Source organism: Hyphomicrobiaceae bacterium, from assembly GCA_041397645.1.
Taxonomy (GTDB): Bacteria; Pseudomonadota; Alphaproteobacteria; order Rhizobiales; family Hyphomicrobiaceae; genus Hyphomicrobium_B.
The window spans coordinates 359,297-382,736 of the sequence record JAWKWE010000005.1 but is presented as its reverse complement, the minus strand read 5'-3'; the positions used below and the strand labels follow the sequence as shown (position 1 = coordinate 382,736).

Below are 23,440 nucleotides of genomic sequence, written 5' to 3'. Positions count from 1 at the left end.
CATTTTGCGATCACATCAGCGTGTGTGGCCGGGTTGGAGCTACTGTTTGCACCCTTCGTGGGCTTGACGATTAAAGCTTCCAGGGATACGCCACAGTTGTCGCGAAAATGTCACAGTTTGGGTGCTTGGCTATGAGCCTCACTGTTGCCGCGGTGCTTGATGGCTGTAGTTGGCGTGGGCGAGCAGGGTGCCTCCAGGGTCCGCGACGCGTTGAAGTTTAAGGGGTTTGATAGGGTTCATGGGCGAAGGCAATAGTTCGCGCGTCCCGCCGCACAGCGGTCTCGGCCCGAACACGTCGCCGGCCTCCCGCGCGATCATCGAGGAAGAGTGGGGTCCCCTCAATCCGTCTGAGAAGACCTCGCTGGTTGGACTTGTCATCGTCATCTTGTCGATGATCTCAGCCCTCCTCAGCTATTTGATCCTTACCGGACTAACCACGATCGCGCCACGCAACGAGGTCGTGTGGGCAGCGCTTGCGACCAACGTTGTGCTCATTCTTGCGATGCTCGCGGTGATTGCGCGTCAGGCCATCGGGCTCTCACATGCTTGGCGCAAGCGTATTCCCGGCGCGCGATTGCAAACCCGCATCGTGGGCTTGTTCTCGATCGTAGCTGCTTTGCCCGCGCTTCTGCTTGCGGTCGCAGCGACCACCACCTTCTCGCGCTCGCTGGACGGTTGGTTTTCGACCCGCACTCGCGCCATCGTGGAGAACTCTCGCGACGTGGCCAAAGCCTACGTCGAAGAGCATGGCAAGATCATCCGCACTGACGTCGTGAACATGAAACGCGACGTCGACGGCGCCGCCGACGACCTCAAGGACGATCCGGACGCATTCCAGAAGTTTCTGATCGGACAGGCCGGTCTGCGCGATCTGCCCGCAGCCTACATCATCGACGCTGAAGGCGTGCCGGTGGTGATGGCAATCGAAGACCCGAAACTCCCCTACATCGTTCCGCCGTTGAGCGACATACAACAGGCGGAAGCGGGACAAGTTCCGCTGTTGATGCCTGAATCCGATTATCGAGTCGCGGCAATAGCAAAACTCGACAAACTTCCAGGGCGCTACCTTTATGTCGTGCGCTCAATCTCGCCCAAGGTGATTTCGCATCTCCAGCGCACGGAGCAGAACGCTGACGAATACAACCGTCTCCGCAAGTCGCGCAGCGGCCTGAAGATTGCGCACGGGCTGATTTACTTCACCATATCCACGACCGCGCTCCTTGCGGCAATCTGGGCCGGCATGTGGTTTGCTGGGCGCTTCGTGGCGCCTATCCGCCGATTGATTGCAGGCGCACAGGAAGTGACACGTGGCAACCTTGACATCGCCCTGCCGGAGAAACGTGGCGAGGGCGATCTGCGCAGGCTGTCGGAAACCTTCAACCACATGACGCGCGAGCTTAAAGCTCAACAGCACGAACTTGTGTCAGCCAATACCCAGTTATCGGAGCGGCGAAACTTTATCGAAGCCGTGCTGTCGGGCGTCTCGGCCGGGGTGATCGGTCTCGACAGCGCAGGCAACATCACCCTGTTGAGCCGATCTGCGGAGCATCTGCTCAATTTGACGGGAACTGATGTCATCGGCAAACCGCTGTCGGAAATACTTCCTGAGTTCGCCGCTGTGCTGTCCGAACGCGACGAGAGTGGGCTGAAATCGAAGGGGCAGCTCGAGGTGAAGCGCGAAGTGGGCGACGACGAGCGTACATTAGCAGTCAAGATCACGCGCGAACGTGCCGGTGAAGGAGACGTGGGCTCGGTCGTAACGTTCGACGATATCACAGAGCTAGTGCAAGCCCAGCGCACTAGCGCTTGGGCCGACGTTGCACGCCGCATCGCGCACGAGATCAAGAACCCGCTTACCCCAATACAGTTATCGGCTGAGCGGCTGCGCAACAAGTTCGGCAAGCAGGTGAACGACAATCGCGAACTGTTTGAACAGTTGACGCAAACGATCGAGCGCCAAACCGGTCAGATCAAGAGCATGGTTGACGAGTTCGCCTCGTTTGCGCGGATGCCGGCGCCGCAAATGACGGACGGTGACTTGAGGCATGCAGTGCAAGAACCCGTCATCTTGTTCCGGGAAAGCAATAAGGACATCGATTTCAAGTTGTCCTTGCCCGACACTCCCGTCAATACGCGCTTCGACACCCGGCTCATTTCACAAGCGATGACGAACCTTGTTAAGAACGCAACCGAGGCGATCGAGGGCTATGGCCCACAACAGGGACGGCCTGATGACTATCGCGGCGAGATCGAAGTGCGTATGGCGCAAGAAGGCGAGCGGATTTCCATCGAAGTGATCGACAACGGCATCGGTTTGCCCAAGCAGAACCGGTCGCGGCTTCTGGAACCCTACGTTACGACGCGCGCGAAGGGGACGGGCCTGGGCCTCGCCATCGTCCAGAAGATCATTGAACAACACGGGGGAACGCTATCCTTAGAGGATGCGCCCTTGAACGAGACGCGCACGCGCGGCGCAATGCTGCGCGTGGTGCTGCCGGTGAAGGGCGCTCCCCCCTCGGAAGCCCGTAACGGATCAGGTGGAGCAGCGCTCGCCGAATTAAGCGCCGCTCAAACCGCCTAGAACACGAACAAGTGCTGACGACAGCAAGAACAACCGAGACCTCATGGGAGGCAAAATATGGCAGCAGACATTCTCATCGTTGATGATGAGGCAGACATCCGCGATCTGATCGCAGGCATTCTCGAAGATGAAGGCCATCGTACACGGCTGGCGCGCGACAGCGACGAAGCGCTCAAGGCCATCGAGGACCGTCGGCCGCACCTTGTCATTCTCGACATCTGGTTGCAGGGCAGCCGTCTCGACGGATTGGAAGTGCTGAGCGTTATGAAGCGCGCCTATCCCGATTTGCCGGTCGTCATCATCTCCGGCCACGGCAACATCGAGACCGCCGTCACCGCCATCAAGCGCGGCGCCTACGATTATATCGAAAAGCCCTTCAAGTCTGATCGCCTGGTGCTCGTCACCCTGCGCGCGCTCGAAGCAAGCCAGTTGAAACGCGAGGTCAAGGAGCTGAAGGAACGCTCGGTCGTTTCCGCAGACATGATCGGCAAGTCCCCGGCCATCAACCAGCTCAAGAACCAGATCGAACGCGTTGCGCCCACCAACTCCCGCATATTGATCCGTGGGTCTTCGGGTACCGGCAAGGAACTCGCAGCGCGCGTGATCCATCAAAAGTCGCACCGCGCCGACGGGCCCTTCGTGGTGTTGAATGCCGCAGCCATGGCGCCCGATCGGGTCGAAGAGGAACTGTTTGGCACCGAGGATCGCACCGGTGGGCCGCGCAAGGTTGGCGCCCTGGAGGAGGCACACACCGGTACGCTCTATATCGACGAAGTCGCCGACATGCCGATGGAGACGCAAGGCAAGGTGCTGCGCGTTCTGGTCGAGCAGAAGTTCACCCGTCTGGGCGGCGCGCAGAAGGTCGCCGTCGACACGCGCATCGTCTCTTCCACCAGCCGCGATATCGAACGAGAGATAGACGAGGGACGTTTCCGCGAGGACCTCTTCCACCGGCTCAATGTTGTGCCGCTTCGCGTGCCGAGCCTTGCGGAGCGCCGCGAGGACATTCCCGAACTTATTCATTACTTCGTCGGCCAGGTGGCTCAAGCTTCAGGTCTTGCGCCTCGCCAAATCGGAGAGGATGCGGTTGCAGTGCTTCAGGCCCACGACTGGCCGGGCAACGTGCGCGAGCTGCGTAATAACATCGAGCGTCTCATGATCCTGGCTGGGGGAGAACCCGGAGCGGTCATCACCGCCGACATGCTGCCTGAGGAAATCGGGTCGAACGTGCCGCTGCCCGTTAATGGCGGTGCGGAACACTTGATGAGCTTGCCCCTGCGGGAAGCGCGCGAAATTTTCGAGCGTGAATATCTGATCGCCCAGATCAACCGCTTCGGCGGCAACATCTCGCGCACAGCCGAGTTCGTCGGCATGGAACGGTCAGCACTCCATCGCAAGCTGCGCGCGCTGGGTGTGTCATCCGATCAGCGCGGCGGCAACGCCGCGTAAAGCCACGGCTGCCCTTGCCATGATCTGAGCAATTGATCGGAAGTCCGCATGAGCCGCGTCGTCTACGTCAACGGCCGCTATCGACCCTATGCCGAGGCCGCAGTGCATGCGGAGGATCGCGGATTTCAATTCGCCGACGCCGTCTATGAGGTGGTGGAGGTATCGTGCGGTCAGCTTGTTGACGCGCGCCGTCACCTTGAGCGGCTGGAGCGCTCCTTGCGCGAAATCGGCATGAGGATGCCGATGTCTCACGCAGCCCTACGCCAAATCATCGGCGAAACGGTACGCCGCAATCGGGTGCGGGACGGCATCGTGTACATCCAGGTGACGCGGGGAGCTGGTCCGCGAGACTTTGCACTGCCCAATGCCGACGTCCCTCAAAGTGTCATCGTGCTCGCACGGCGACAGGTAAGGGCGCTGACGGAGGCACAGGCCGAGCAGGGCATCAGCGTGATTTCCATGCGCGATCCTCGCTGGGCACGCTCCGACATCAAAACGGTCATGCTGTTGCCTGCCGTGTTGGCAAAGAACGAAGCCAAGCGTCAGGGTGCCAAGGAAGTCTGGTTCACAGACGAGAACGGTCTGGTGACGGAGGGCGCCTCAAGCAACGCCTGGATCGTGACGGGCTCAGGCAAGATTGTGACACGCGGCCTCGATAACCGGATCTTGCCCGGCATTACCCGTGCCTCCGCGATGGATACCGCACGACACCTGGGCTTGGAGTTCGAACAGCGGCCGTTCGCGTTGAACGAGGCCTATGAGGCAACCGAAGCATTCATAACTTCTGCGACCAATACGGTTATGCCGGTGGTGCGAATAGACGGTCGGTCAATCGGATTGGGAAAACCCGGCAACGTTGCGCGACAATTACGCCACGCATTTCATCATGTTGCTGAAATCGCACCCCCCTAACGACCAAAGTTCAGGCACTGTGTCGATGTGCAGCTCTTTTAATCGTCCTGCAATTGATTATCTTACCGCTGGCGCCAGGGCTAAGAGCGGCAAGGTGCAACCCGGGCGACCGCGCTAACAACACCAACAATAACGGCGGATAATAACAAATGGCCGAACGCGCTCAAAACCTTCAGGATACGTTCCTCAACTATGTCCGCAAGAACAAGACCCCGCTGACCATCTTTCTCGTCAACGGAGTAAAGCTGCAAGGCATCGTCAGCTGGTTCGATAATTTTTGTGTCCTGTTACGCCGCGATGGGCATTCTCAGCTCGTCTATAAGCACGCGATTTCCACGATCATGCCGGGTGGTCCAGTGAATCTGAATGACCAGGACGGTGAAGGTCTTGGTGGGTGACGTCCGCATCGAGCACGTCTGAAGACGACGGCGAAGAGAAGGGCCGGACGTTGAAGGCCCGCCGCCGTGCGCCTGAAGAGACACGCGCGCCGCCTTCGCGCGCGCTCGTGCTCGTGCCTGTATTCAAGAGCCTGCGCGATAGAGCAGGGCACCATTCGCCCGAGAACCGTCTTGCTGAAGCGCGCGGTCTCGCAGAGGCGATCGAGCTTTCCATTGTCTCGTGCATGCTTGTCCCGGTCACCACACCACGGCCGGCAACGCTTTTTGGCTCAGGCAAGGTTGAGGAGCTAACGGGCGTCATTGCCGAACAGCAGATCGGACTCGTCATCGTCGATCACGCTATTTCGCCCGTACAGCAGCGCAATCTTGAGAAGGCTTGGAATGCCAAGGTCATAGACCGAACCGGTCTGATCCTAGAAATCTTCGGCGAACGCGCACGCACCCGCGAGGGCGTACTGCAAGTCGAGCTGGCGCATCTCACCTATCAAAAAGGCCGGCTCGTGCGGGCCTGGACCCACTTGGAGCGCCAGCGCGGCGGTGGCGGATTTCTTGGTGGTCCCGGTGAGGCTCAGATCGAGCTTGACCGTCGTATGCTTCAAGATCGCATCGATGCCATTCGCCGTGAGCTTGCAGAGGTGGTCAAGACACGTGAACTCCACCGCAAGGGCCGGCGTAAAGTACCTTATCCGATCGTCGCCATCGTCGGGTACACCAACGCAGGCAAGTCGACGCTGTTCAATAAGGTGACGGGCGCGGGCGTGCTGGCAATGGATCAAGTGTTCGCCACCCTAGACCCCACCATGCGTGAAGTCCGGCTGCCCAGTGGGCGCAGGATTATCCTGTCCGACACGGTCGGATTCATTTCGGACCTGCCGACCATGCTGGTCGCGGCCTTCCGCGCAACCTTGGAAGAGGTGGTCGAGGCCGACCTTGTGCTGCACGTGCGCGACATCGCCCATGAGGAGACCGACGCTCAGGCGCGAGACGTAGAAAGGGTGCTCGGCGAACTCGGCATCGACACCGTCTCAGCCGACGGCAACATTCTTGAGGTCTGGAACAAGATCGACATGTTACCTGCGGAGCGCTTTGGAGAGCTGCGCCGTGAAGCAATCCGCCACGACCTGAAGCCCGTGCTCGTGTCCGCCCAAACGGGAGCCGGACTCGATGCCCTGTTGGCCGCGATCGACGCACGGTTGGGGCATGCCGATGAATTTTTGGAGTTCACGGTTCCCGGGCACGAAGGAGCCCTCATCGCTTGGCTTTACGAGACCAGCGATGTGCTTGACCGGCAATCAACACCCGAGGGTGATCTAGCGCTGCGCGTCCGACTTCCATCTGAGAAAAAAGACCGGATCATCGCCCGGCTGCGCAAGGCTGGTGTTATAGTCTGACGCTTGACGCCAACGAGGCTTTCGATGGAACGGATGGAATGTGTGATCGGGGGGGGAGGGCCTGCTGGCCTGGTTCTCGGCGTACTTCTTGCGCGCGCAGGTGTCCGTGTCGCGGTGCTGGAAAAGCACGCCGATTTCCTGCGCGACTTCAGAGGCGATACCATCCACCCTTCCACCATGACCGTGATGGACGAACTAGGATGGCTGGATGAGTTCCTGAAACTGCCTCATCAAGCGGTCCCAGCGGTGTTCGCTCAATTCGGCGCCCAGCGCATCAAGCTTGCGGACTTTTCCGCGCTTCCCGTCAAAACGCCCTACATCGCGATGATGCCGCAATGGGATTTCCTGAACTTCCTCGCCAACAAGGGCCAAACCTACCCCAACTTTAGACTGCTGATGCAAACCGAGGCGATGGACCTCGTTTTTGACGACGGGCGCGTGGTCGGGCTGATCGCCAAAGGCCCCAACGGCGAGATTGTTACATTGTCGTCCGATCTCGTCGTTGCGGCGGACGGGCGGGGATCGCGACTACGGGAAAGAGCGGGCTTTAAGCCCATCGATCGCGGCGCGCCCATGGACGTTTTATGGTTCCGCCTCCCACGCAATCCAACCGATACGATAGAAACGCAGGGGCGCTTCGAAGCTGGCCGCATTCTCATCATGCTCAATCGCGGAGACTATTGGCAGTGCGCCTTCGTGATTGCGAAGGGTGGCAATGATCTCATCCGCCACGCGGGCATTGACGACTTTCGCTCGCGTGTGGCTCCGCTGCTTCCCTTCGATGCCGCGCGATTGCAGGCGATCACAAGTTGGGATCAGGTATCGCTATTGACCGTAAAGGTTGATCGGCTCGAACGATGGGCCCGACCCGGCTTGCTCTGCATCGGTGATGCCGCTCATGCCATGAGCCCCATTGGCGGCGTCGGAGTGAACCTTGCCGTTCAAGACGCCGTGGCAGCCGCCAACATTTTGGCAAAGCCTCTGCAAACGCATTCGTTGATCTTCGATGATTTGGCGCAAGTGCAAGAGCGGCGGAGCTTTCCAACGCGCGTGACGCAGGCAATGCAGCTTCAGATTCAGAACACAATTATCCAGAGAGCATTAAGCGAGCGAACGACAATTCAGCCACCGCTTGTCCTGCGCGCGATCCTGGCAACGCCTGTGTTGAAGCAGTTGCCTGGTAGAATGATTGGACTAGGCGTGCGCCCGGAGCACGTTTCGACGGAGATCAGAAACGCCAACGGCGGAACCGTCAGTTAACCGATAAGTGCTGCCACGAAATTGCCGCTTCCAATTTGGCGGCGCTGGGTGTATCCAACGCCTCCTTCGCGCCTTTTGCGCATTGTCTTAATTGTTTTTCGGGGAGTTCCCCATGCTGAGCACACGCTTCGTCCTTGCCTGATGGCCCGCACCCCGCGCTTGCGGGTGCCGGATTGCCTCGCGTTGTGCTGCGCCTCAGGGCGTAACCACCAATCAAGAATTTGCATGGTCGGGCTGCCAACAGCCCAACTGCGTCTGCTTTTAGAAAGCGAAGTGTTTCTTATGACGTCTCGCGCGTCTGCTGCGCGGGCCGAACGCGCGCCTGTGCGTGCGCGTAAGCTCGCCCAGGTGAGTGCGATGGTTGGTCGGTTTCCGTCCGCCAATCGTGCGCGCCTGGATCGCCTCATTGCGATGCATTCGTATTTTGAGGATTTGCTCTGGTCCTTTCCGGGACTGGCACATGCCATCACGTGCGGCGCCTACAATGAGGCGGCGTGCGCGCGTGCGTGTGCAATCATCCGTTCAGGGCGCGTACTGCAACATGCCGCCCGCGAGCTTGGTGTGCCATTCTGGTTGCGCCGGCTGCCGCCTGAGGCATTTTGTGGACCAATTCCACCATTGCCGTCCGACGCAGACTTCGGGCTTAAGGTCTGCAATCACCTGCCGCGCGAAAACCGCGTCGCGGCCACTTGGTTGCAGCATGTCTCGCTGGCCTATCGCGTATGCGACGCGGACTTCGCACTTTGGACAGCGCGCAACTTCACGGCTTTCCAAACCAGCGAGCAGCGTGCTGCCGTCGCCGTTCTGGCCTTGCTCTCTTGGCACGCAGACATGCCGCATGAAGGGGCTGGCCTTTATGTGCCAGCGGGATGGACGCCTCGGTTCGGCGCCATCGAGGCGTGCAGGTTGGCAAGCCGCTGGCTTTGTGAACTTCAAATGGTGCTTTACACGCAAGCGCGCGCGAGCAGGCTTGCGTTGGCCAACGATGCAAACGAAGTCTGCGGAATTACCTTCGTGCGTCTGCGCACGCCACAGGAACTGGAGGAGGAGGGCTCGATCATGAAGCATTGTGTTGCGACGTACGCACCCGGGATGGCGAAGGGGAGCTCGTTCTTGTGGAGCTTACGCGACGAAATCGGATCGCGCATGGCAACGCTGGAAGTTTGCATCATGCCTAACGGCCGTCCACGCTCTGCACAATTGCGCGCCGTGGCAAACGCGGACGTTCCTCATCGCGTTTGGCAGGCGGTACAAGTCTGGCTCGGCGGCTGGAGCGAGCCACATCCTGTGACGACAAAGGCAATGGACTCACCTGACGCACGGACATGGGCACATTTGTGGAAGCCCTATTGGCGTGCGAAAGGCATGGGTGCTCTATTGCCTCTTCGCCCTCCTGCTGAGGGTCTCGATCCACTGCACGACGCATTGTTGCGTCTGTGTGGCTAACGCTCAGTTGGATTACCCTGGCCCTTCTCAAGGGCTTTCGCCTCGTCCCAAAGCGCATCCATCTCTTCCAGAGTGGATTGCGCGGGCGCGCGGCCCTCATCTGCCAGACGTGTCTCGATGTGGTTGAAGCGACGGACGAATTTCTGATTTGCGCCACGTAACGCCGCTTCAGGATCGATCTTGAGGTGACGCGCGACGTTCGCCATCACAAAAAGCAGGTCGCCGAACTCTTCTTTGATGGCCTCCAACGGATGCGCCGGCCGCGCAGTATTCGCGACAGGGGCGCTCGCATCCGGCAACGCAACTTCTTCCAGCTCGGCGAGTTCCTCGCGCACCTTGTCGAACACAGGCGTCAGACCTGGCCAATCGAAACCCACGCGCGCGGCTTTGTCCTGCAACTTTATCGCGCGTGTCAGGCCAGGAAGGGCGGCCGGAATATCCGCCAGAATGGAGCGGTGTTCTGTCTGAGCTTTCCCGGCTTCCAACTTCAGCGCTTTTTCTTCAGCCTTGATCTTGGCCCAGATACCGTCAACCGCGCCGGGCGACCGTGCCGTTTCGTCTCCGAAGACATGAGGATGACGCCGTATCATCTTCGCGGTCACGCCCTCGACGACGTCACCAAATGAGAACGCACCAGCTTCTTCTCCCATGCGGGCGTGATAGACGACCTGCAAAAGGAGGTCACCCAGCTCATCCTTGAGATCGTCGAGATCGCGACGCTCAATCGCGTCCGCCACCTCGTAGGCTTCTTCGAGCGTATAGGGCGCAATCGTCTCGAAGTTCTGCGCCAGGTCCCAGGGGCATCCGGTAACCGGCGTGCGCAACGCCGCCATGATCTCGATAAGGCGTGCGATATCGCGCGATGGCTCGATGGTCTTGGTCATAAGAATTGGGTTCCCGTTTGATCGGACGCACCCTAGACCATCATCACGCGACAGGCGAGACCGGCCGGGGACGCCCCGAAAACAGGGATTGTGCAGTGTGCCGCGGTACATAAAGCACCAGACAAAGTGGCACGATCCAGCCCACCCACGCCGCGAGCGCGTAGGTCGGCTCGAAAGGCAGTTTGAGATAAAGCGCCGTGCCGATGATAAGGCGGAACCAGACCGCGCCCGTCGTCACAGCCGTCATCGCGAGCATCAGCCGTGCATGCTCAGCGCGGCGCTTATTGCGGATCGCCATCCAACCGCCGATGAGCAGAGTTAACCAAACCAGTCCTTGTACGAAGAACCCAGCCCGCGCCATCAAGCCCGAAGAACTGACAATGGCCACAGGAATGGCCGTCAGCCCTCCAACGACCACAAAGACGCCAACAGTCCGCCCCAGCACGCGATGAAGATGCGGCCTATTGCGAAACAGAATGGTGGGGCCGAGCAGGGCAAGAGCACAGGCAGAGGCCACCATATGCAGTGGGAAGAGAACCGGCACACGTTCCGCCAGCAGAAGCATTTCATACGGCAGATTGACGACACCCAAGCCCGACAGAAGGGCAACGACCGAGACAGGCATAATGAGGAGCCACAGTATGCAACCGATTGCACTGCGTACGACCGAAGCCGCAGCCCAGTTCCTTAAACGAGGCGGCGTCTGGAGATCGAGATTTGCGATATTGGTTCTATTCATGGGGCTGAGCCTGCCACTGGCCTATGGCGCCTTCGCGGCAAACGATGCGGAACACGCGGCGCAAATTTCATCCGACGACGACGTCAAACCCACTCAGATCGCCGGACGGTGGACCGGGCGCTATTTCGGATATGCCGCGGTGCGCGAGAAATGCGGCGGCAAGCCCTGCACGATGACGATCGACCTCAGCCCGTGCGCCTCAGGGTGGTGCGGTGTTCTGGTAAAGGACGACGGCGGCTGCGGCGGCATGGCCATGACGGTTCAGGCTGGAAAGGGCGACGCAACCTACCGCCAGTTCGAGGGCCATCTCACGCTCGATCCGAAGGCGGCCAGCTATGTCGTCCAAGCGACAGTTTGGACCGAGAAGGAAAGCAAGAAGCCGCATCTGGGGATCATCGGCGACACTGGAAAGGAGATGATGTTCATGCGTCGCTCGTTTCCGTTCCAAGCTGAACTTTTGCGCGATGGCGACGCCGTTTGCACAAGCGAAAAGGCCACAAGCTGAAGCAGTTGCCGGCAATCGAACTCCCGGTTTTGATTTAGCTTGCGGGCATCCCCCTCAACTCAACCGAGCGCTCGCCCGAGCATTTCGCGTGTAAGCCACATCTGCTAGCATGTTCATGTCTCGACGACATGAAGTGGAAAGGCGGGCCGGGGGCCGATGTACATTCTCTTTAACGCCCTCATGATGGTGCTGGAGCTGGCGGCCATCGTCGCCATTGCGTGGGCGGGGTTTACCTATCCGCTGGGCTTTGCAGCTGGAACGGCGGCCATCGCGTTCATTCTCGGAATGAGGTTAGAGTACGCACGCCTGCAAAATGAGATCCCATTCTATTTCGACCGCGCACCAAGACGCGCCGCAGTGCTGGCCTGGATCGTCGCGAGCGGTGAGGCCTTCGCCAAAGCGCTGCTTGCAGGTGTCGTGGGATTGCTGACATTTCTCGGAACTGATCCCGAGCGTTTGATGCAGGTCGCCGGGATCTTCGCTTTCACATTGTTCCTGGGCGTACAAATCGTGCGCTGGCTGACGTCCACGCTTAAGGCCCGTCCGCTGCGCTGGGGCTACTTTCGCCTTGCTGCGCCGCTGGGCATCGTTTTTTCGGTGGGCCAATCCTTCCTTGCTGCCCCAGGCTTCAGTGAATTGGCGCGGCAGGCGACCTTCGAAATGCCCGCCCACCCAACTATGGAGCAGGCCAGCGAATTTCTGTTCCTGCTCAAACAGACGTTCGACGACATCGTGGAGCGGATGCTGACATGGGTCTTCGATCCGGCTGTCGCGCAGATCGCGGCGTCGCTCGTCAGCGTCAACATGTTGTCGGGGTTTGTTTTGTCGATCTATGCTGTATTGATTGCGGAAGGAATTCGCCGCATGGAGCAGAGTAATGTCTGAAGGGCTCAAGTTGAAGCACGGCATCAAGCAGATGGTGGCCGATGCTAACACGCAAATCGAAAATCTGAGCGTCGATGAGGCGAAGGCACTGCTAGGGCGCGACGACGTCGTGTTCGTCGATCTGCGCGATCCTCGTGAGTTGGAACGTGAAGGGATGATCCCCGGTGCGTTTCATTGCCCACGCGGAATGCTGGAGTTTTGGGTCGATCCTGAAAGCCCTTACCACAAGCCGGTGTTCGCCTCGGGAAAGCGTTTCGTCTTCTATTGCATGAGTGGCTGGCGCTCGGCCCTGTCGACCAAAACGGTGCAAGATATGGGCCTGCCAAAGGTTGGGCACATCACGGGTGGCTTCTCGGCTTGGCGCAAGGAAGGCGGCGAAGTCGGGCCCGGTCCAAAGGCTTAAGCCCTATAGCCAAAGCCGAAGCCCCTTAGGTTAGGGGTGGATGGTGCAGCGCATGGCTGAGACCTATCCAGACACGCGAATCAAACCGTAGCCTTGGTCTGAAAGCTGGCGCCTCAGGTGCGCGGGCTGCAAGGGAAAGGCGCCGCCAATGATCCGCCAGCCCGCTCGGCAACCCGAGCCCGTTGTTCCCCAGACAAATTCCGTGCCCTGGATGGCTGCATCTTCCCGGTTGCGCTGGCGAATATGCGATGTTCAGCTCGTTGCTGCGCTGATTGCGGCAACGATTGCGCTGCTAGCGCTGTGGAGCGATCCAAGCCGGGCGGGTGACGGACGCGGAACTCGCGTGAAGCCCGGTGAAGCCAAGCGGGTGTTCGTGATGGCGGGATTCACGCCGGACTGCGTCTTCAAAGGCTATCCACGCATCGACGTGATCGCCCCACCAGCCAAGGGCAGTGTCGAGACTGTTGAGGGCGCCGATACCGTCATCCAGTATTCCTTGTCAGGCAATTGTGTCGGTACACCCATCAAGGGCACGGAGATCATATACAAGCCGACCCCGGGACAAACCGGCGAGGACACCTTTACAATCTCGGGCCGGCTGGGGAACGGAGAGCCGGCGACCCGCACTTTCTCGGTCATTATCGACGAGTACGGCAATCCTCAATGATGCGCGACTCGCTGGTTTTGCGTGACTTGCACTAGACAGATGCTGCGGCAACCTGGGGGTATGCACATTACTGTCATGGTACCGCCCAGGGAATCAGCGCCTACTACCTCTTTCAATGTACCTGCGTGTTTCAGAATTCCCCCCAACCAATGCGTGGTAATGGCTCTCGCCTAAGCCACGCAGCGAAATGTTGATGCTGACCGCATGGCATAGGAGGCCGCGCTCATGAAATTTGCGTCATACACGGAAGAGACTATCTGGAGCGTCGAGGATAGCGAAGAAGCCGCGCGCACCGAAGGGCTCGCCCTTATGGAAGATATGGAAGTTGGCGATGACGAACGTGCTCTGCTGAAGGTAGCTCCGATTGCGGATGCCCTGGTCCAGGCCCTGACCGAAGTGCAGGATACTGACGAGGAAGTTCTCTTCGAGCTGATCGATGGCGTCTTGGAAATGGTCGAGGAAGTCGACGAAGACGGCGAAGAGGACGACGGCGAGTACGAGGAAGCCGAAGAAGAGGGCGAGGAAACGGAAGAAGAAGAAGAAGCCGCATAAATCTCGGCTTCAAATATGGATCCCCGAAGGCCCGCCCGCGCTCCGTGGCGGGCCTTTTTCTTGCGTTATTCGTGCAAGTCGCGTCACTTTCGGACGGCGGCGATGCGCACACTTCCACTTCTCTGAGCCGGCAAACAGCTTTATGCCTCAGGTAAGGCCGCCCCGTCCTATTCGCGGCACTACAAAAATGCTTGTCTGGAGCCCACCATGAGCACTGGCCTTCTGGCCCTTCTCGACGACGTTGTGGCACTGGCGAAACTCGCAGCGGCGACGCTTGACGATGCTTCGGGCCAGGCCGCGCGGGTTGGCGCCAAAACTGCTGGTGTCTTAGTCGACGACGCCGCCGTGACACCAAGGTATGTGACCGGATTAGCCGCCGAGCGCGAACTCCCAATCGTTGGCCGCATTGCCCTTGGATCGCTCAAGAACAAGCTCATCTACTTGATGCCGGTCGCGCTTCTGCTCAGCGTCGTAGCACCTTGGGCTCTGACGCCGATCCTGATGGCAGGCGGCCTCTATCTGTGCTTTGAAGGCTACGAGAAAATCCACTCGATGCTCGCCCCACATGCCTCGGTGGCGGCGCACGGGGTAGTGGAGATCCCGGCTGCGAATGCGAAAGCTCTGGAAGACCGAAAGGTAGCTGGCGCCATTCGCACCGATCTCGTGCTTTCCGCCGAGATCATGGCCATTTCTCTCGCCAACATCACAGCGCCGAGCCTCATCATTCAAGCGCTTGTGCTGGCGTTCGTCGGCATTCTTGTAACGGTGGGCGTCTATGGCGCCGTCGCACTTATCGTAAAGGCCGATGACCTGGGCGTATGGCTGGCCCTCAACGGCGGCCCCATTACAAGCCGCTTCGGTCGGTGGCTCGTGCGGGCGATGCCGCCATTTCTGAAAGGTCTGTCGTTCGTCGGCACTATTGCAATGCTGTGGGTCGGTGGAGGCATCCTAATCCACGGTTTCAATACCTTTGGGTTCAGCGCCGGCGAGCATCTGTTGCACGCGATTTCCGAAACGTTGGGCGGCTCGGTGCCCGGCATATTAGGCGAAGCGCTGGGTTGGCTCGGAGGCGCCTTCGTATCGGCGGTGGTAGGATTGATTGCTGGGGGTATTGCTGCGGCGATCATCACTTTGATTGCACTGCCGGTTTGGCGCGCTATTCGTGGTGAAGCCTGAAGTCGGCGCAATCGTTGCGCATCGAGAACCCGTGCGAAGATCTGCGCGCATTGCCTCGCGGGCTTCTCCACCGACATCGCACCAGCTTGACAGCGGCCGTCCGATGCGTGCCTAAAGCGCCAAAATACACCGCACCAACATCATTTGTTCCGGTGCCAAGACGGAGGCGCGCTCTAAGTATGGCAAAAGCTTTTGTTTTCCCCGGTCAGGGTAGCCAGGACGTCGGGATGGGTAAGGCCCTGGCAGAGGCATTTCCCGCCGCGCAGGCTGTTTTCGATGAAGTCGATGAGGCGTTGGGCCAGAAGCTCTCGGCCATCATGTGGGACGGCCCGAAAGATACGCTGACGCTGACCGAGAATGCACAGCCCGCATTGATGGCAGTGTCCATGGCCGTCATGCGCGTGTTGGAAAGCGAGAAGGGCTTTTCGCTCAAGGACCACGTGAAGTTTGTCGCCGGTCACTCGCTGGGAGAGTATTCCGCGCTTGCTGCTGCCGGTGCATTCTCGTTGGCGGACACTGCACGCTTATTGAAGCTCCGTGGGCAGGCCATGCAGAGAGCGGTGCCGGTGGGGCAGGGTGCTATGGCGGCTCTGCTGGGCGTTGGGATGGATGTTGCAATCAAAGTGGCTGAAGCAGCTGCTCAGGGCGACGTCTGCCAAGTTGCGAACGACAACGAGCCAACACAGGTCGTACTGTCGGGGCACAAGAGCGCCATCGATCGCGTTGGAGAAGTGGGCAAGGGCCTAGGTGTGCGGCGCGCTGTACCTTTGCCTGTGTCCGCACCCTTTCATTGCGCGCTGATGCAGCCCGCCGCCGACGCCATGGCCGAGGCCCTGAGCAATGTGACGATCGACGCGCCCGTCGTCCCCGTTGTCGCGAATGTTCTGGCAAGCCCGATTTCCGATCCCGACGAAATCCGCAAGCGCCTTGTCGAACAGGTGACCGGCACGGTGCGTTGGCGTGAATGCGTGGCCTACATGACGGCAAATGGTGTCACGGATTTCTTTGAGATCGGCACTGGCAAAGTGCTCGCTGGCCTCGTCAAGCGCACCTCACCCAGCGCCAATTCCATGAGTATCGGGCAGCCTGCCGATATCGATGCGGCCTACGGCGCGATTGTTTCCTGAGGCAATCCCTCCCCGGAGCGACCGTAGGGGTCCGGCGAGACTTTTCGCCCTGCCGCGCCAATTTCTTCTTGGCCGGCAGGGCCTTCCATTGCTTCAACGCTGATTTTTTCTGGCCCCGTTGCCTCCCCAGGCTTGGACCTTGGTCGGTACCGGCCCTGGCAACCTGGCTTGGCGTTGCTTGACGCTGGCGGTTCGCTCGCGCACAAAGCAGCCAAATTCAACCGGACCATCATTCTCAGGAACCTTCCGATATGTTCGATCTGACTGGCAAAACGGCTCTCGTAACGGGCGCGACGGGTGGCATTGGCGCTGAGATCGCGCGCGTATTCCACAAGGCAGGGGCAACCGTCGCCATCTCGGGCCGCAAGGTCGAGGCACTTGAGGCGCTGGCAAAGGAGCTGGGAGATCGCGTCCAGATCGTGCCGTGCGATTTGGCTGATCGGGCCGCCGTTGGCAAACTGATCGACGAAGCCGTGAAGGCGCTGGGTGGACGCCTCGATATCCTGGTCAACAACGCTGGTCTCACCAAAGACAACCTCTTCATGGTCATGAAAGACGATCAGTGGGATGACGTGATCGCGGTCAACTTGACATCGACATTCATGCTGTGCCGCGCAGCCTCGCGCCATATGATGCGTTCAAAGTCGGGCTATGGTCGTATCATCAATATCGCTTCAGTTTCCGGCGTGTTCGGCAATCCTGGCCAAGGAAACTACGCAGCTTCGAAAGCCGGTATGATCGGCATGACGAAATCACTCGCGCGAGAGGTCGCGTCGCGTGGAATCACCGCCAATTGCGTTGCTCCTGGTTTCATCACGACTGCGATGACCGACGTCCTCAACGACAAGCAGAAGAGTGACATTGCTGCGATGATTCCAACTCAACGCTTTGGCGCGCCGATGGATATCGCAGCCGGTTGCCTGTATCTCGCCTCCAATGAAGGCGGCTATGTCACCGGCCAGACGCTCCACATCAACGGCGGCATGGCGATGGTGTGATTCCCTGCCTGAAGCCGCCCGAAATCCAGAGGGATCTCTATGTCGCACCAAAAAGATGCCCTGGGAAAAACATGGTAAATGGCCCACTTGCGCCTGTGGGGTGCCGACAATCCACAGGAAACAAGGATTTAGCGCGCCCCAGGTCCAGCGATGGCCATTTTTTCAAACATGGGGGCTTCCGTGGGCAACTTGGGTTAGAGGCTTGATTTGCGCTGCCGATTGTCTACATGGTGCCGTCACATCCAGCTTCGGACTGGAACTGGTGGCTCAAGTGAACAGCAGCGGACGCTGAAAAGGCCGTACGGACGAGGTTACCCGGTCCACTAAATCCGGGTTGTGCGTTCGAATTCTCACTTCAACAGGGATACGAGAGAAAAGAAGATGAGCGATGTCGCAGAGCGCGTGAAAAAGATTGTCGTTGAGCATCTGGGCGTCGAGGCCGAGAAGGTCACGGAGAACGCCAGCTTTATCGACGATCTGGGCGCGGATAGCTTGGATACCGTTGAGCTCGTGATGGCCTTCGAGGAAGAGTTTGGCTGCGAAATTCCCGACGATGCCGCCGAGCACATTCTTACGGTCGGCGATGCGGTCAAGTTCCTCGAAAAGAACGCCTCGGCCGCCTAAATCGATCCGCAATTTGCAAGTCGTGCTCCGTGTGGGGCAGGGCAAGCCGAAATAACTTCGGGGGCCGGACAACCGGCCCCCGGCTCATCCTTGAGCCTGATACTTTTTCAAGAACCATCTACCTCGGCGAGAGACTTCACGAATGCGCCGCGTCGTCATTACCGGACTTGGATTGGTTAGCCCCGTCGGCAGTGGTGTCGAGGCGGGCTGGAAGGCATTGCTGGCCGGCAAGAACGGCGCACGCCGTGTCGAAGAGTTTGATGTCTCCGACATCTCCTGCCAGATCGCTAATTTCATCCCGCGTGGATCGGGCGAGGGCCTGTTCAATCCCGACGATTGGATGGAGCCCAAGGAACAGCGCAAGGTCGATGACTTCATCATCTACGCCGTCGCGGCCGCCGATCAGGCCATTGCCGATTCCGGGCTGACGTTCGACACTGCCGAGGCGCAGGAAGAAGCTGGCGTCCTGATCGGCTCGGGCATTGGCGGACTTTCGGGCATTGCTGACACCTCGCTGCTGCTGAAGGAGAAGGGACCGCGCCGCGTCTCCCCGTTCTTCATTCCGGGCCGGCTGATCAACCTCGCGAGCGGATACGTCTCCATCAAGCATCAGCTCAAGGGACCGAACCATGCCGTGGTCACGGCGTGCTCCACGGGCACCCATGCCATAGGCGATGCCGCGCGCCTGATCTCAAACGGCGAAGCGGAGGTCATGGTGGCGGGTGGCACCGAAAGCCCGATCTGCCGCATCGCGCTTGCAGGTTTCGCAGCTTGCCGCGCGCTGTCCACGGGCTTCAACGACAACCCGACTAAGGCCTCCCGACCCTACGACAAAGACCGCGACGGCTTCGTCATGGGCGAAGGAGCTGGCGTGGTCGTGCTGGAGCCCTACGAGCGCGCAAAGGCCCGTGGTGCAAAGATGTATGCCGAGGTCATCGGTTACGGCATGTCGGGCGACGCCTATCATATCACCGCCCCCTCGGAGTCGGGCGACGGCGCCTTCCGCTGCATGCGCTCTGCTTTGAAGCGGGCTGGCATCACGCCGAGCGAGATCGACTATGTGAACGCTCATGGCACCTCGACGCCCATGGGCGACGAGATCGAACTTGGCGCGGTGGAGCGCCTTTTCGGCAACAGTGCGGGCAAACTCGCTATGTCGTCCACCAAATCGGCCATTGGCCATCTGCTCGGAGCGGCTGGCGCGGTCGAAGCTGTCTTCTCGGTGCTCGCCATCCGAGACAACATTGCACCGCCGACGCTTAATCTCGATAATCCGTCTGTCGACACCGCGATCGATCTTGTGCCCAACACAGCCAAGCCGCGCGAAATCAACACGGCGCTCTCCAACTCGTTTGGCTTTGGCGGAACGAATGCGTCGATCGTCCTCCGCCGCGTGGCCTGAAGCCCAAGCTTTCGCCACATTTTGCGGCAAGCGTCATTACTTACAGGCGGGCCGCCACTTTGCGTGGCGGAACCGTTTTTCGGCGCCTGAAAAAGAATGCGACACCGCACGGGGCGCGCGCCAAGGGACGTTTCAGGGGTAGTTTCGAGGCACCATGCAGAACCGCAAGAAGCGATCGGACGTTACCCGAACGCGAACCGCTGGCGCACGTAGCCCAAATGAGCGTCTAGAACCCGCGCGTGCGCCTGCGCGTCCACGCGGACTGCAGGAGAATGAGCCATCGCGGTTCATCGGCGGCATGGTGCGGGTGGCGAGCGGGCTCTTCACGCTAGCTCTCGTAGCGATGTTGACGCTCGGAGGCATGGGTGTCGTTCTCTACAATCAGTTTGAACGCCCAGGTCCGCTGGGGGAAGCCCGCACGATTGTGGTCGCCAAAGGCAAGGGCCGTATCCAGATCGCCGAAACCCTGGAAGAGCAGGGCGTCATTGCCAATCGCTGGACCTTCGTCGCTGGACATCTTTTCCAGACGCTGTTTGGCGGCAAACGCAACCTCGATCTCAAGGCTGGCGAGTACCAAGTTGAAGCGCACGCTTCAATGCGCGAGGTTCTGGACACCCTGGCTCAGGGTAAGTCCATCCAATACAAGGTCGCGATCCCCGAGGGGCTTACCAGTCAGCAAATCGTGGAGCGATTGCGGGCCGAGAGCAATCTGAGTGGCGAGATAACAAAGGTTCCGCCCGAGGGCTCCTTGATGCCCGACACCTACCTGATCTCGAAGGGTATGGGCCGCCAGGAATTGCTTGATCGTATGCAAGCCCACATGAGCGAGTTCCTTGAGACTGCTTGGACGAAGCGCCAAAGCGAACTTCCGCTTCGCACTGTCGAGGAGGCCGTGGTTTTTGCCTCGATCGTCGAAAAGGAGACGGGGCGCGCGGACGAACGTTCAAAGGTAGCCGCTGTCTTCCATAACCGCCTCAAGAAGGGCATGAGGCTCCAGTCGGATCCCACCATCATCTATGGCATCGTCGGCGGGCAAGGATCTCTTGGCCGTGCAATCACCAAACCCGACATCGACACGAAGACGCCCTACAACACATATCAAATGAACGGATTGCCGCCAGGTCCGATCTGTAACCCGGGGCGAGACGCGATCATGGCTGCGCTCAATCCAGAAGCGACGAACGATCTGTATTTTGTAGCTGACGGCACCGGCGGGCACGTGTTCTCCGAGACGCTGAAAGAGCACAATAGTGCAGTGCAAAAATGGCGTGAGGTCGAACGTCAGACCGCTAAGACTCGCTCGGCAAATTCTGCTTCGCAATCGCCAAATCCGGACGTTACGCCCGTTCCCGAGGATACGACCGGCGACGCAAAGACAAGTAAGACTGACAGCCGTCAGAAGGCGGCCAGTGCCAGCGCCGACATTCCCCTTCCGGTCCGGAAGCCCAAGAAACAGTAGGCGCTGAAGAGCATAAGGGCTATTTTGCGCCCCGCGTGAGCGCCCGGGGATGAGAAGTTCTTCGCTTGCGGCGAGCGCAATAGAGAGCGAAGGACTGATGGCACTTTCTAGCATGACAGGATATGGGCGCGCGGACGGCGCGGCGGAGGGACTGGCGTGGACCTGGGAAATCCGCAGCGTCAACGGCCGCGGCCTCGACGTCCGCATGCGCTTGCCGCCAGGTTACGACAACCTGGATGCCCCCGTGCGTGAAGCCATCGCGAAAAGGCTTGTTCGCGGCAACGTGTCGGTCAACCTCACCGTTGAGCGACGTTGCGCCAACGGATCAGTTCGTCTCAACGAGGGGCTACTCAACGATATCCTCAAGGCGGCGGAGCGGGTTGCGGAACTGACCGGCGGCGCTCGACCAAGTCCTGCTGAGCTTTTAGCTATGAAGGGCGTTCTGGAAACCGTTGAAGGCGGTTTGGACGATGTTCAACAACGCGCCGTGCGCGAACGCGCACTAGTTTCAAGTTTCGAAGAAGCCGCGAGCAAGCTGTTGGAAGCGCGACGCTCAGAGGGCGCACGCATCCAGAACGTCCTAAGCGAGCAGGTGAGCCAAATCGAAACGCTGGCCGCAGATGTTCGCGCCTCTCCATCTCGGACCCCTGAGGCCATTCGGGCTCGCCTCAGAGAGGTGATCTCGCGACTGGTCGATAGCTCGAGCAATTTCGATAGCGAGCGGTTGCATCAAGAGGCAGTGCTGGCCGCAACGCGCGCCGATGTCGAGGAAGAGTTGGCCCGGCTCAACGCCCACGTGGCCGCCGCCCGGGAGATCATGTCAGAGCAGGGTGCGGTTGGCCGGAAACTCGACTTCCTTGCTCAGGAGTTCAATCGCGAAGCCAATACGCTGTGCTCCAAGGCCAACGCCGTCGATGTCACCCGGTTGGGGCTTTCGCTTAAAAGCGTCATCGACCAATTGCGCGAGCAGGTTCAGAACGTCGAATAACTGAAATCCACCCCACCGGTTTAGGACCATGACTGACACGAAGCCCGACGCACGTCCCGCCATCGCCCGCCGGGGCCTGCTGTATATCCTGTCTTCACCCTCCGGGGCGGGAAAGACGACGCTCGCCCGTCGGCTATTGGCGGAGGATCCCCACATTGCGATGTCGGTTTCGGTCACGACCCGCCGGCCCCGACCTGGGGAGATTGACGGCCAGGACTATATTTTTCTCGACCATGCCCGCTTCGAGGCTATGCGGGATTCTGGTTCTTTGCTCGAATGGGCACGCGTGTTCGACAATTACTACGGCACACCGTCGGCTCCCGTAGCGGCAGCCATCGAGGCTGGAAAAGACGTGCTGTTCGATATCGATTGGCAAGGCGCGCAGCAGTTGAGCGAAAAGATGCCGGGCGATGTTGTGCGCGTTTTCGTAATGCCGCCGTCTGGCCGCGTGCTCGAACAACGACTGCGCACGCGAGCGCAGGATCCTGACGAGGTTGTTGCGCGAAGGATGGCAGAGGCCTCCGCCGAGATTTCGCATTGGCCTGAGTATGACTATGTGATCGTCAACGTAGATGTTGAAGAGAGCGTGCGCGCCGTCCATGCCATTCTCGCAGCTGAGCGTCTCAAGCGCGGCCGCCTGCTCGGACTTTCGTCGTTCGTGCGCGACATGCAAAAGAGCCTGTAAGCGGCGCGTCTCTAATCGCTGGTCGCAGGAAAGAATTGCTGCTCGCCGTTAATCTTGAAATTTGCAATAGCGGCCTGGCCTTCGGCCGATATAAGCCAGTCGACGAACGCCTGTCCCTCCTTGGCTTTTACATGCGGATGCTTTGCGGGATTGACCAATATGACTCCGTAGGGATTGTGTAGCCGCTTGTCGCCTTGGCAGAGGATCGTCAACTCGCCACGGTTGTTGAAGGCCGACCAGGTTGCCCGGTCGCTCAATACATATCCATTCATGGCCGAGGCCATGTTGAGCGTTGCGCCCATGCCTTGTCCGGCTTCTCGATACCACGAGCCGGACGCTTGCTTCACATCGACGCCGATCGACTTCCAGATGGCAAGCTCAGCCTTGTGCGTGCCGGAGTCGTCGCCGCGTGAGATGAACGGAGCTTTCTTATCGGCAACGGCTTTGAACGCTTTCGCAACGTCGCTTCCGGCGGCCGCTGCAGGGTCGGCCTGCGGACCGACAAGCACAAAGTCATTATACATGAGGGGGTAGCGCTTCACGCCTTCGCCGTCGGCGACGAACTTTTCTTCGTCTGCACGCGCGTGAACCAGCAAAACATCCGCGTCTCCGTTGCGTGCGTTCTTGATTGCTTGGCCCGTCCCAACCGCAACAACGCGAACCTCGATGCCGGTCTTTTTGGTGAAGAGCGGGAGGAGATAGGCAAACAGACCGGAATTTTCCGTCGACGTCGTTGATTGCACCGTGATGAAAGACGTCTCCGCCTGCACCGGCCCAGATGCCGCCAATGCAAACAGCATCGAAAGTCCGACAAACAGCGTCAAAGCCGTGAATGCCTGAAATTCCACTCGGATCCGCATCATGAGAGCCAGCCTTTCAATGTGGGCGCTATGTCGATCCAAACCTAGC

Annotated in this window: 23 protein-coding genes; 20 read left to right on the top strand and 3 right to left on the bottom strand. The window is 59.6% G+C overall.

Going from position 1 to position 23,440, the window contains the following annotated elements:
• Positions 1–238: 238 nt before the first annotated feature.
• The 7 genes from R3D51_15575 (at position 239) to R3D51_15545 (ending at position 9,437) form a co-directional block, all read left to right on the top strand.
• Entirely contained in the window at positions 239–2,581 is a 2,343-nt protein-coding gene (locus R3D51_15575; protein MEZ5900903.1) for a PAS domain-containing sensor histidine kinase, read from the top strand.
• A gap of 57 nt (positions 2,582–2,638) precedes the next feature.
• Complete coding sequence (locus R3D51_15570; protein ID MEZ5900902.1) at positions 2,639–4,030, top strand: sigma-54 dependent transcriptional regulator; 1,392 nt, start codon at positions 2,639–2,641, stop codon at positions 4,028–4,030.
• A 48-nt stretch (positions 4,031–4,078) separates the two neighbouring features.
• A complete protein-coding gene (locus R3D51_15565) occupies positions 4,079–4,942 on the top strand; it encodes a D-amino-acid transaminase (GenBank protein MEZ5900901.1) in 864 nt (287 codons plus the stop codon).
• Positions 4,943–5,091: 149 nt separating this feature from the next.
• Complete coding sequence (gene hfq, locus R3D51_15560; GenBank protein MEZ5900900.1) at positions 5,092–5,340, top strand: RNA chaperone Hfq; 249 nt, start codon at positions 5,092–5,094, stop codon at positions 5,338–5,340.
• A 50-nt stretch (positions 5,341–5,390) separates the two neighbouring features.
• On the top strand, positions 5,391–6,731 hold the full coding sequence (gene hflX, locus R3D51_15555) for a GTPase HflX (GenBank protein ID MEZ5900899.1): 1,341 nt from the start codon (positions 5,391–5,393) through the stop codon (positions 6,729–6,731).
• A 24-nt stretch (positions 6,732–6,755) separates the two neighbouring features.
• Positions 6,756–7,991 (top strand): FAD-dependent oxidoreductase, encoded by a 1,236-nt coding sequence (locus R3D51_15550; GenBank protein MEZ5900898.1) that lies wholly within the window; start codon positions 6,756–6,758, stop codon positions 7,989–7,991.
• Between the two features lie 282 nt (positions 7,992–8,273).
• Positions 8,274–9,437 carry a PcfJ domain-containing protein gene (locus tag R3D51_15545; GenBank protein ID MEZ5900897.1) on the top strand — a complete coding sequence of 388 codons (1,164 nt, stop codon included), beginning with the start codon at positions 8,274–8,276 and terminating at the stop codon, positions 9,435–9,437.
• Here the strand turns inward: R3D51_15545 and mazG are convergent.
• Both mazG and R3D51_15535 read right to left on the bottom strand, forming a co-directional pair.
• On the bottom strand, positions 9,434–10,321 hold the full coding sequence (gene mazG, locus R3D51_15540; GenBank protein ID MEZ5900896.1) for a nucleoside triphosphate pyrophosphohydrolase: 888 nt from the start codon (positions 10,319–10,321) through the stop codon (positions 9,434–9,436). The two genes, R3D51_15545 and mazG, sit on opposite strands and share 4 nt — an antisense overlap.
• Before the next feature lie 43 nt (positions 10,322–10,364).
• A complete protein-coding gene (locus R3D51_15535) occupies positions 10,365–10,946 on the bottom strand; it encodes a DUF2306 domain-containing protein (GenBank protein MEZ5900895.1) in 582 nt (193 codons plus the stop codon).
• Between the two features lie 16 nt (positions 10,947–10,962).
• Here R3D51_15535 and R3D51_15530 point away from each other — a divergent pair, with 16 nt between their 5' ends.
• The 13 genes from R3D51_15530 (at position 10,963) to gmk (ending at position 22,531) form a co-directional block, all read left to right on the top strand.
• Positions 10,963–11,565: a hypothetical protein gene (locus R3D51_15530; protein ID MEZ5900894.1), complete on the top strand. Its 603-nt coding sequence runs from the start codon at positions 10,963–10,965 to the stop codon at positions 11,563–11,565.
• A gap of 156 nt (positions 11,566–11,721) precedes the next feature.
• Entirely contained in the window at positions 11,722–12,450 is a 729-nt protein-coding gene (locus R3D51_15525) for a hypothetical protein (protein ID MEZ5900893.1), read from the top strand.
• Positions 12,443–12,853 (top strand): rhodanese-like domain-containing protein, encoded by a 411-nt coding sequence (locus tag R3D51_15520; GenBank protein ID MEZ5900892.1) that lies wholly within the window; start codon positions 12,443–12,445, stop codon positions 12,851–12,853. The genes R3D51_15525 and R3D51_15520 overlap by 8 nt, the downstream gene beginning before the upstream one ends.
• A gap of 211 nt (positions 12,854–13,064) precedes the next feature.
• The gene (locus R3D51_15515; GenBank protein MEZ5900891.1) at positions 13,065–13,520 is read left to right on the top strand and encodes a hypothetical protein; all 456 of its coding nucleotides are present in this window, start codon (positions 13,065–13,067) and stop codon (positions 13,518–13,520) included.
• A 225-nt stretch (positions 13,521–13,745) separates the two neighbouring features.
• Complete coding sequence (locus R3D51_15510; protein ID MEZ5900890.1) at positions 13,746–14,072, top strand: hypothetical protein; 327 nt, start codon at positions 13,746–13,748, stop codon at positions 14,070–14,072.
• A 207-nt stretch (positions 14,073–14,279) separates the two neighbouring features.
• Positions 14,280–15,248: a DUF808 domain-containing protein gene (locus R3D51_15505; GenBank protein ID MEZ5900889.1), complete on the top strand. Its 969-nt coding sequence runs from the start codon at positions 14,280–14,282 to the stop codon at positions 15,246–15,248.
• A 179-nt stretch (positions 15,249–15,427) separates the two neighbouring features.
• Complete coding sequence (gene fabD / locus R3D51_15500) at positions 15,428–16,375, top strand: ACP S-malonyltransferase (GenBank protein MEZ5900888.1); 948 nt, start codon at positions 15,428–15,430, stop codon at positions 16,373–16,375.
• Positions 16,376–16,626: 251 nt separating this feature from the next.
• Positions 16,627–17,373: a 3-oxoacyl-[acyl-carrier-protein] reductase gene (fabG, locus tag R3D51_15495; GenBank protein MEZ5900887.1), complete on the top strand. Its 747-nt coding sequence runs from the start codon at positions 16,627–16,629 to the stop codon at positions 17,371–17,373.
• Between the two features lie 381 nt (positions 17,374–17,754).
• Positions 17,755–17,997 carry an acyl carrier protein gene (locus R3D51_15490; GenBank protein MEZ5900886.1) on the top strand — a complete coding sequence of 81 codons (243 nt, stop codon included), beginning with the start codon at positions 17,755–17,757 and terminating at the stop codon, positions 17,995–17,997.
• Between the two features lie 142 nt (positions 17,998–18,139).
• Positions 18,140–19,399, top strand: coding sequence for a beta-ketoacyl-ACP synthase II (fabF, locus tag R3D51_15485; protein MEZ5900885.1), 1,260 nt, complete (start codon positions 18,140–18,142; stop codon positions 19,397–19,399).
• 154 nt (positions 19,400–19,553) lie between these two features.
• Positions 19,554–20,858: an endolytic transglycosylase MltG gene (gene mltG / locus R3D51_15480; GenBank protein MEZ5900884.1), complete on the top strand. Its 1,305-nt coding sequence runs from the start codon at positions 19,554–19,556 to the stop codon at positions 20,856–20,858.
• Between the two features lie 49 nt (positions 20,859–20,907).
• Positions 20,908–21,846, top strand: a complete 939-nt coding sequence (locus tag R3D51_15475; protein MEZ5900883.1) for a YicC/YloC family endoribonuclease — start codon at positions 20,908–20,910, stop codon at positions 21,844–21,846.
• 28 nt (positions 21,847–21,874) lie between these two features.
• Positions 21,875–22,531 carry a guanylate kinase gene (gene gmk, locus R3D51_15470; GenBank protein MEZ5900882.1) on the top strand — a complete coding sequence of 219 codons (657 nt, stop codon included), beginning with the start codon at positions 21,875–21,877 and terminating at the stop codon, positions 22,529–22,531.
• 11 nt (positions 22,532–22,542) lie between these two features.
• Here gmk and R3D51_15465 read toward each other — a convergent pair whose 3' ends face one another.
• The gene (locus R3D51_15465; GenBank protein ID MEZ5900881.1) at positions 22,543–23,394 is read right to left on the bottom strand and encodes a substrate-binding domain-containing protein; all 852 of its coding nucleotides are present in this window, start codon (positions 23,392–23,394) and stop codon (positions 22,543–22,545) included.
• Positions 23,395–23,440 lie beyond the last annotated feature (46 nt).

Coding starts and splice junctions, on each gene's coding strand:
- R3D51_15575 (MEZ5900903.1), top strand. CDS start 239: ATGGGCGAAGGCAATAGTTCGCGCGTCCCGCCGCACAGCGGTCTCGGC.
- fabF (MEZ5900885.1), top strand. CDS start 18,140: ATGCGCCGCGTCGTCATTACCGGACTTGGATTGGTTAGCCCCGTCGGC.
- R3D51_15550 (MEZ5900898.1), top strand. CDS start 6,756: ATGGAACGGATGGAATGTGTGATCGGGGGGGGAGGGCCTGCTGGCCTG.
- R3D51_15545 (MEZ5900897.1), top strand. CDS start 8,274: ATGACGTCTCGCGCGTCTGCTGCGCGGGCCGAACGCGCGCCTGTGCGT.
- hfq (MEZ5900900.1), top strand. CDS start 5,092: ATGGCCGAACGCGCTCAAAACCTTCAGGATACGTTCCTCAACTATGTC.
- R3D51_15510 (MEZ5900890.1), top strand. CDS start 13,746: ATGAAATTTGCGTCATACACGGAAGAGACTATCTGGAGCGTCGAGGAT.
- R3D51_15515 (MEZ5900891.1), top strand. CDS start 13,065: ATGGCTGCATCTTCCCGGTTGCGCTGGCGAATATGCGATGTTCAGCTC.
- R3D51_15475 (MEZ5900883.1), top strand. CDS start 20,908: ATGAGAAGTTCTTCGCTTGCGGCGAGCGCAATAGAGAGCGAAGGACTG.
- R3D51_15535 (MEZ5900895.1), bottom strand. CDS start 10,946: ATGCCTGTCTCGGTCGTTGCCCTTCTGTCGGGCTTGGGTGTCGTCAAT.
- R3D51_15530 (MEZ5900894.1), top strand. CDS start 10,963: ATGCAACCGATTGCACTGCGTACGACCGAAGCCGCAGCCCAGTTCCTT.
- mazG (MEZ5900896.1), bottom strand. CDS start 10,321: ATGACCAAGACCATCGAGCCATCGCGCGATATCGCACGCCTTATCGAG.
- fabD (MEZ5900888.1), top strand. CDS start 15,428: ATGGCAAAAGCTTTTGTTTTCCCCGGTCAGGGTAGCCAGGACGTCGGG.
- R3D51_15490 (MEZ5900886.1), top strand. CDS start 17,755: ATGAGCGATGTCGCAGAGCGCGTGAAAAAGATTGTCGTTGAGCATCTG.
- R3D51_15505 (MEZ5900889.1), top strand. CDS start 14,280: ATGAGCACTGGCCTTCTGGCCCTTCTCGACGACGTTGTGGCACTGGCG.
- mltG (MEZ5900884.1), top strand. CDS start 19,554: ATGCAGAACCGCAAGAAGCGATCGGACGTTACCCGAACGCGAACCGCT.
- R3D51_15525 (MEZ5900893.1), top strand. CDS start 11,722: ATGTACATTCTCTTTAACGCCCTCATGATGGTGCTGGAGCTGGCGGCC.
- R3D51_15570 (MEZ5900902.1), top strand. CDS start 2,639: ATGGCAGCAGACATTCTCATCGTTGATGATGAGGCAGACATCCGCGAT.
- R3D51_15565 (MEZ5900901.1), top strand. CDS start 4,079: ATGAGCCGCGTCGTCTACGTCAACGGCCGCTATCGACCCTATGCCGAG.
- fabG (MEZ5900887.1), top strand. CDS start 16,627: ATGTTCGATCTGACTGGCAAAACGGCTCTCGTAACGGGCGCGACGGGT.
- R3D51_15465 (MEZ5900881.1), bottom strand. CDS start 23,394: ATGATGCGGATCCGAGTGGAATTTCAGGCATTCACGGCTTTGACGCTG.
- gmk (MEZ5900882.1), top strand. CDS start 21,875: ATGACTGACACGAAGCCCGACGCACGTCCCGCCATCGCCCGCCGGGGC.
- R3D51_15520 (MEZ5900892.1), top strand. CDS start 12,443: ATGTCTGAAGGGCTCAAGTTGAAGCACGGCATCAAGCAGATGGTGGCC.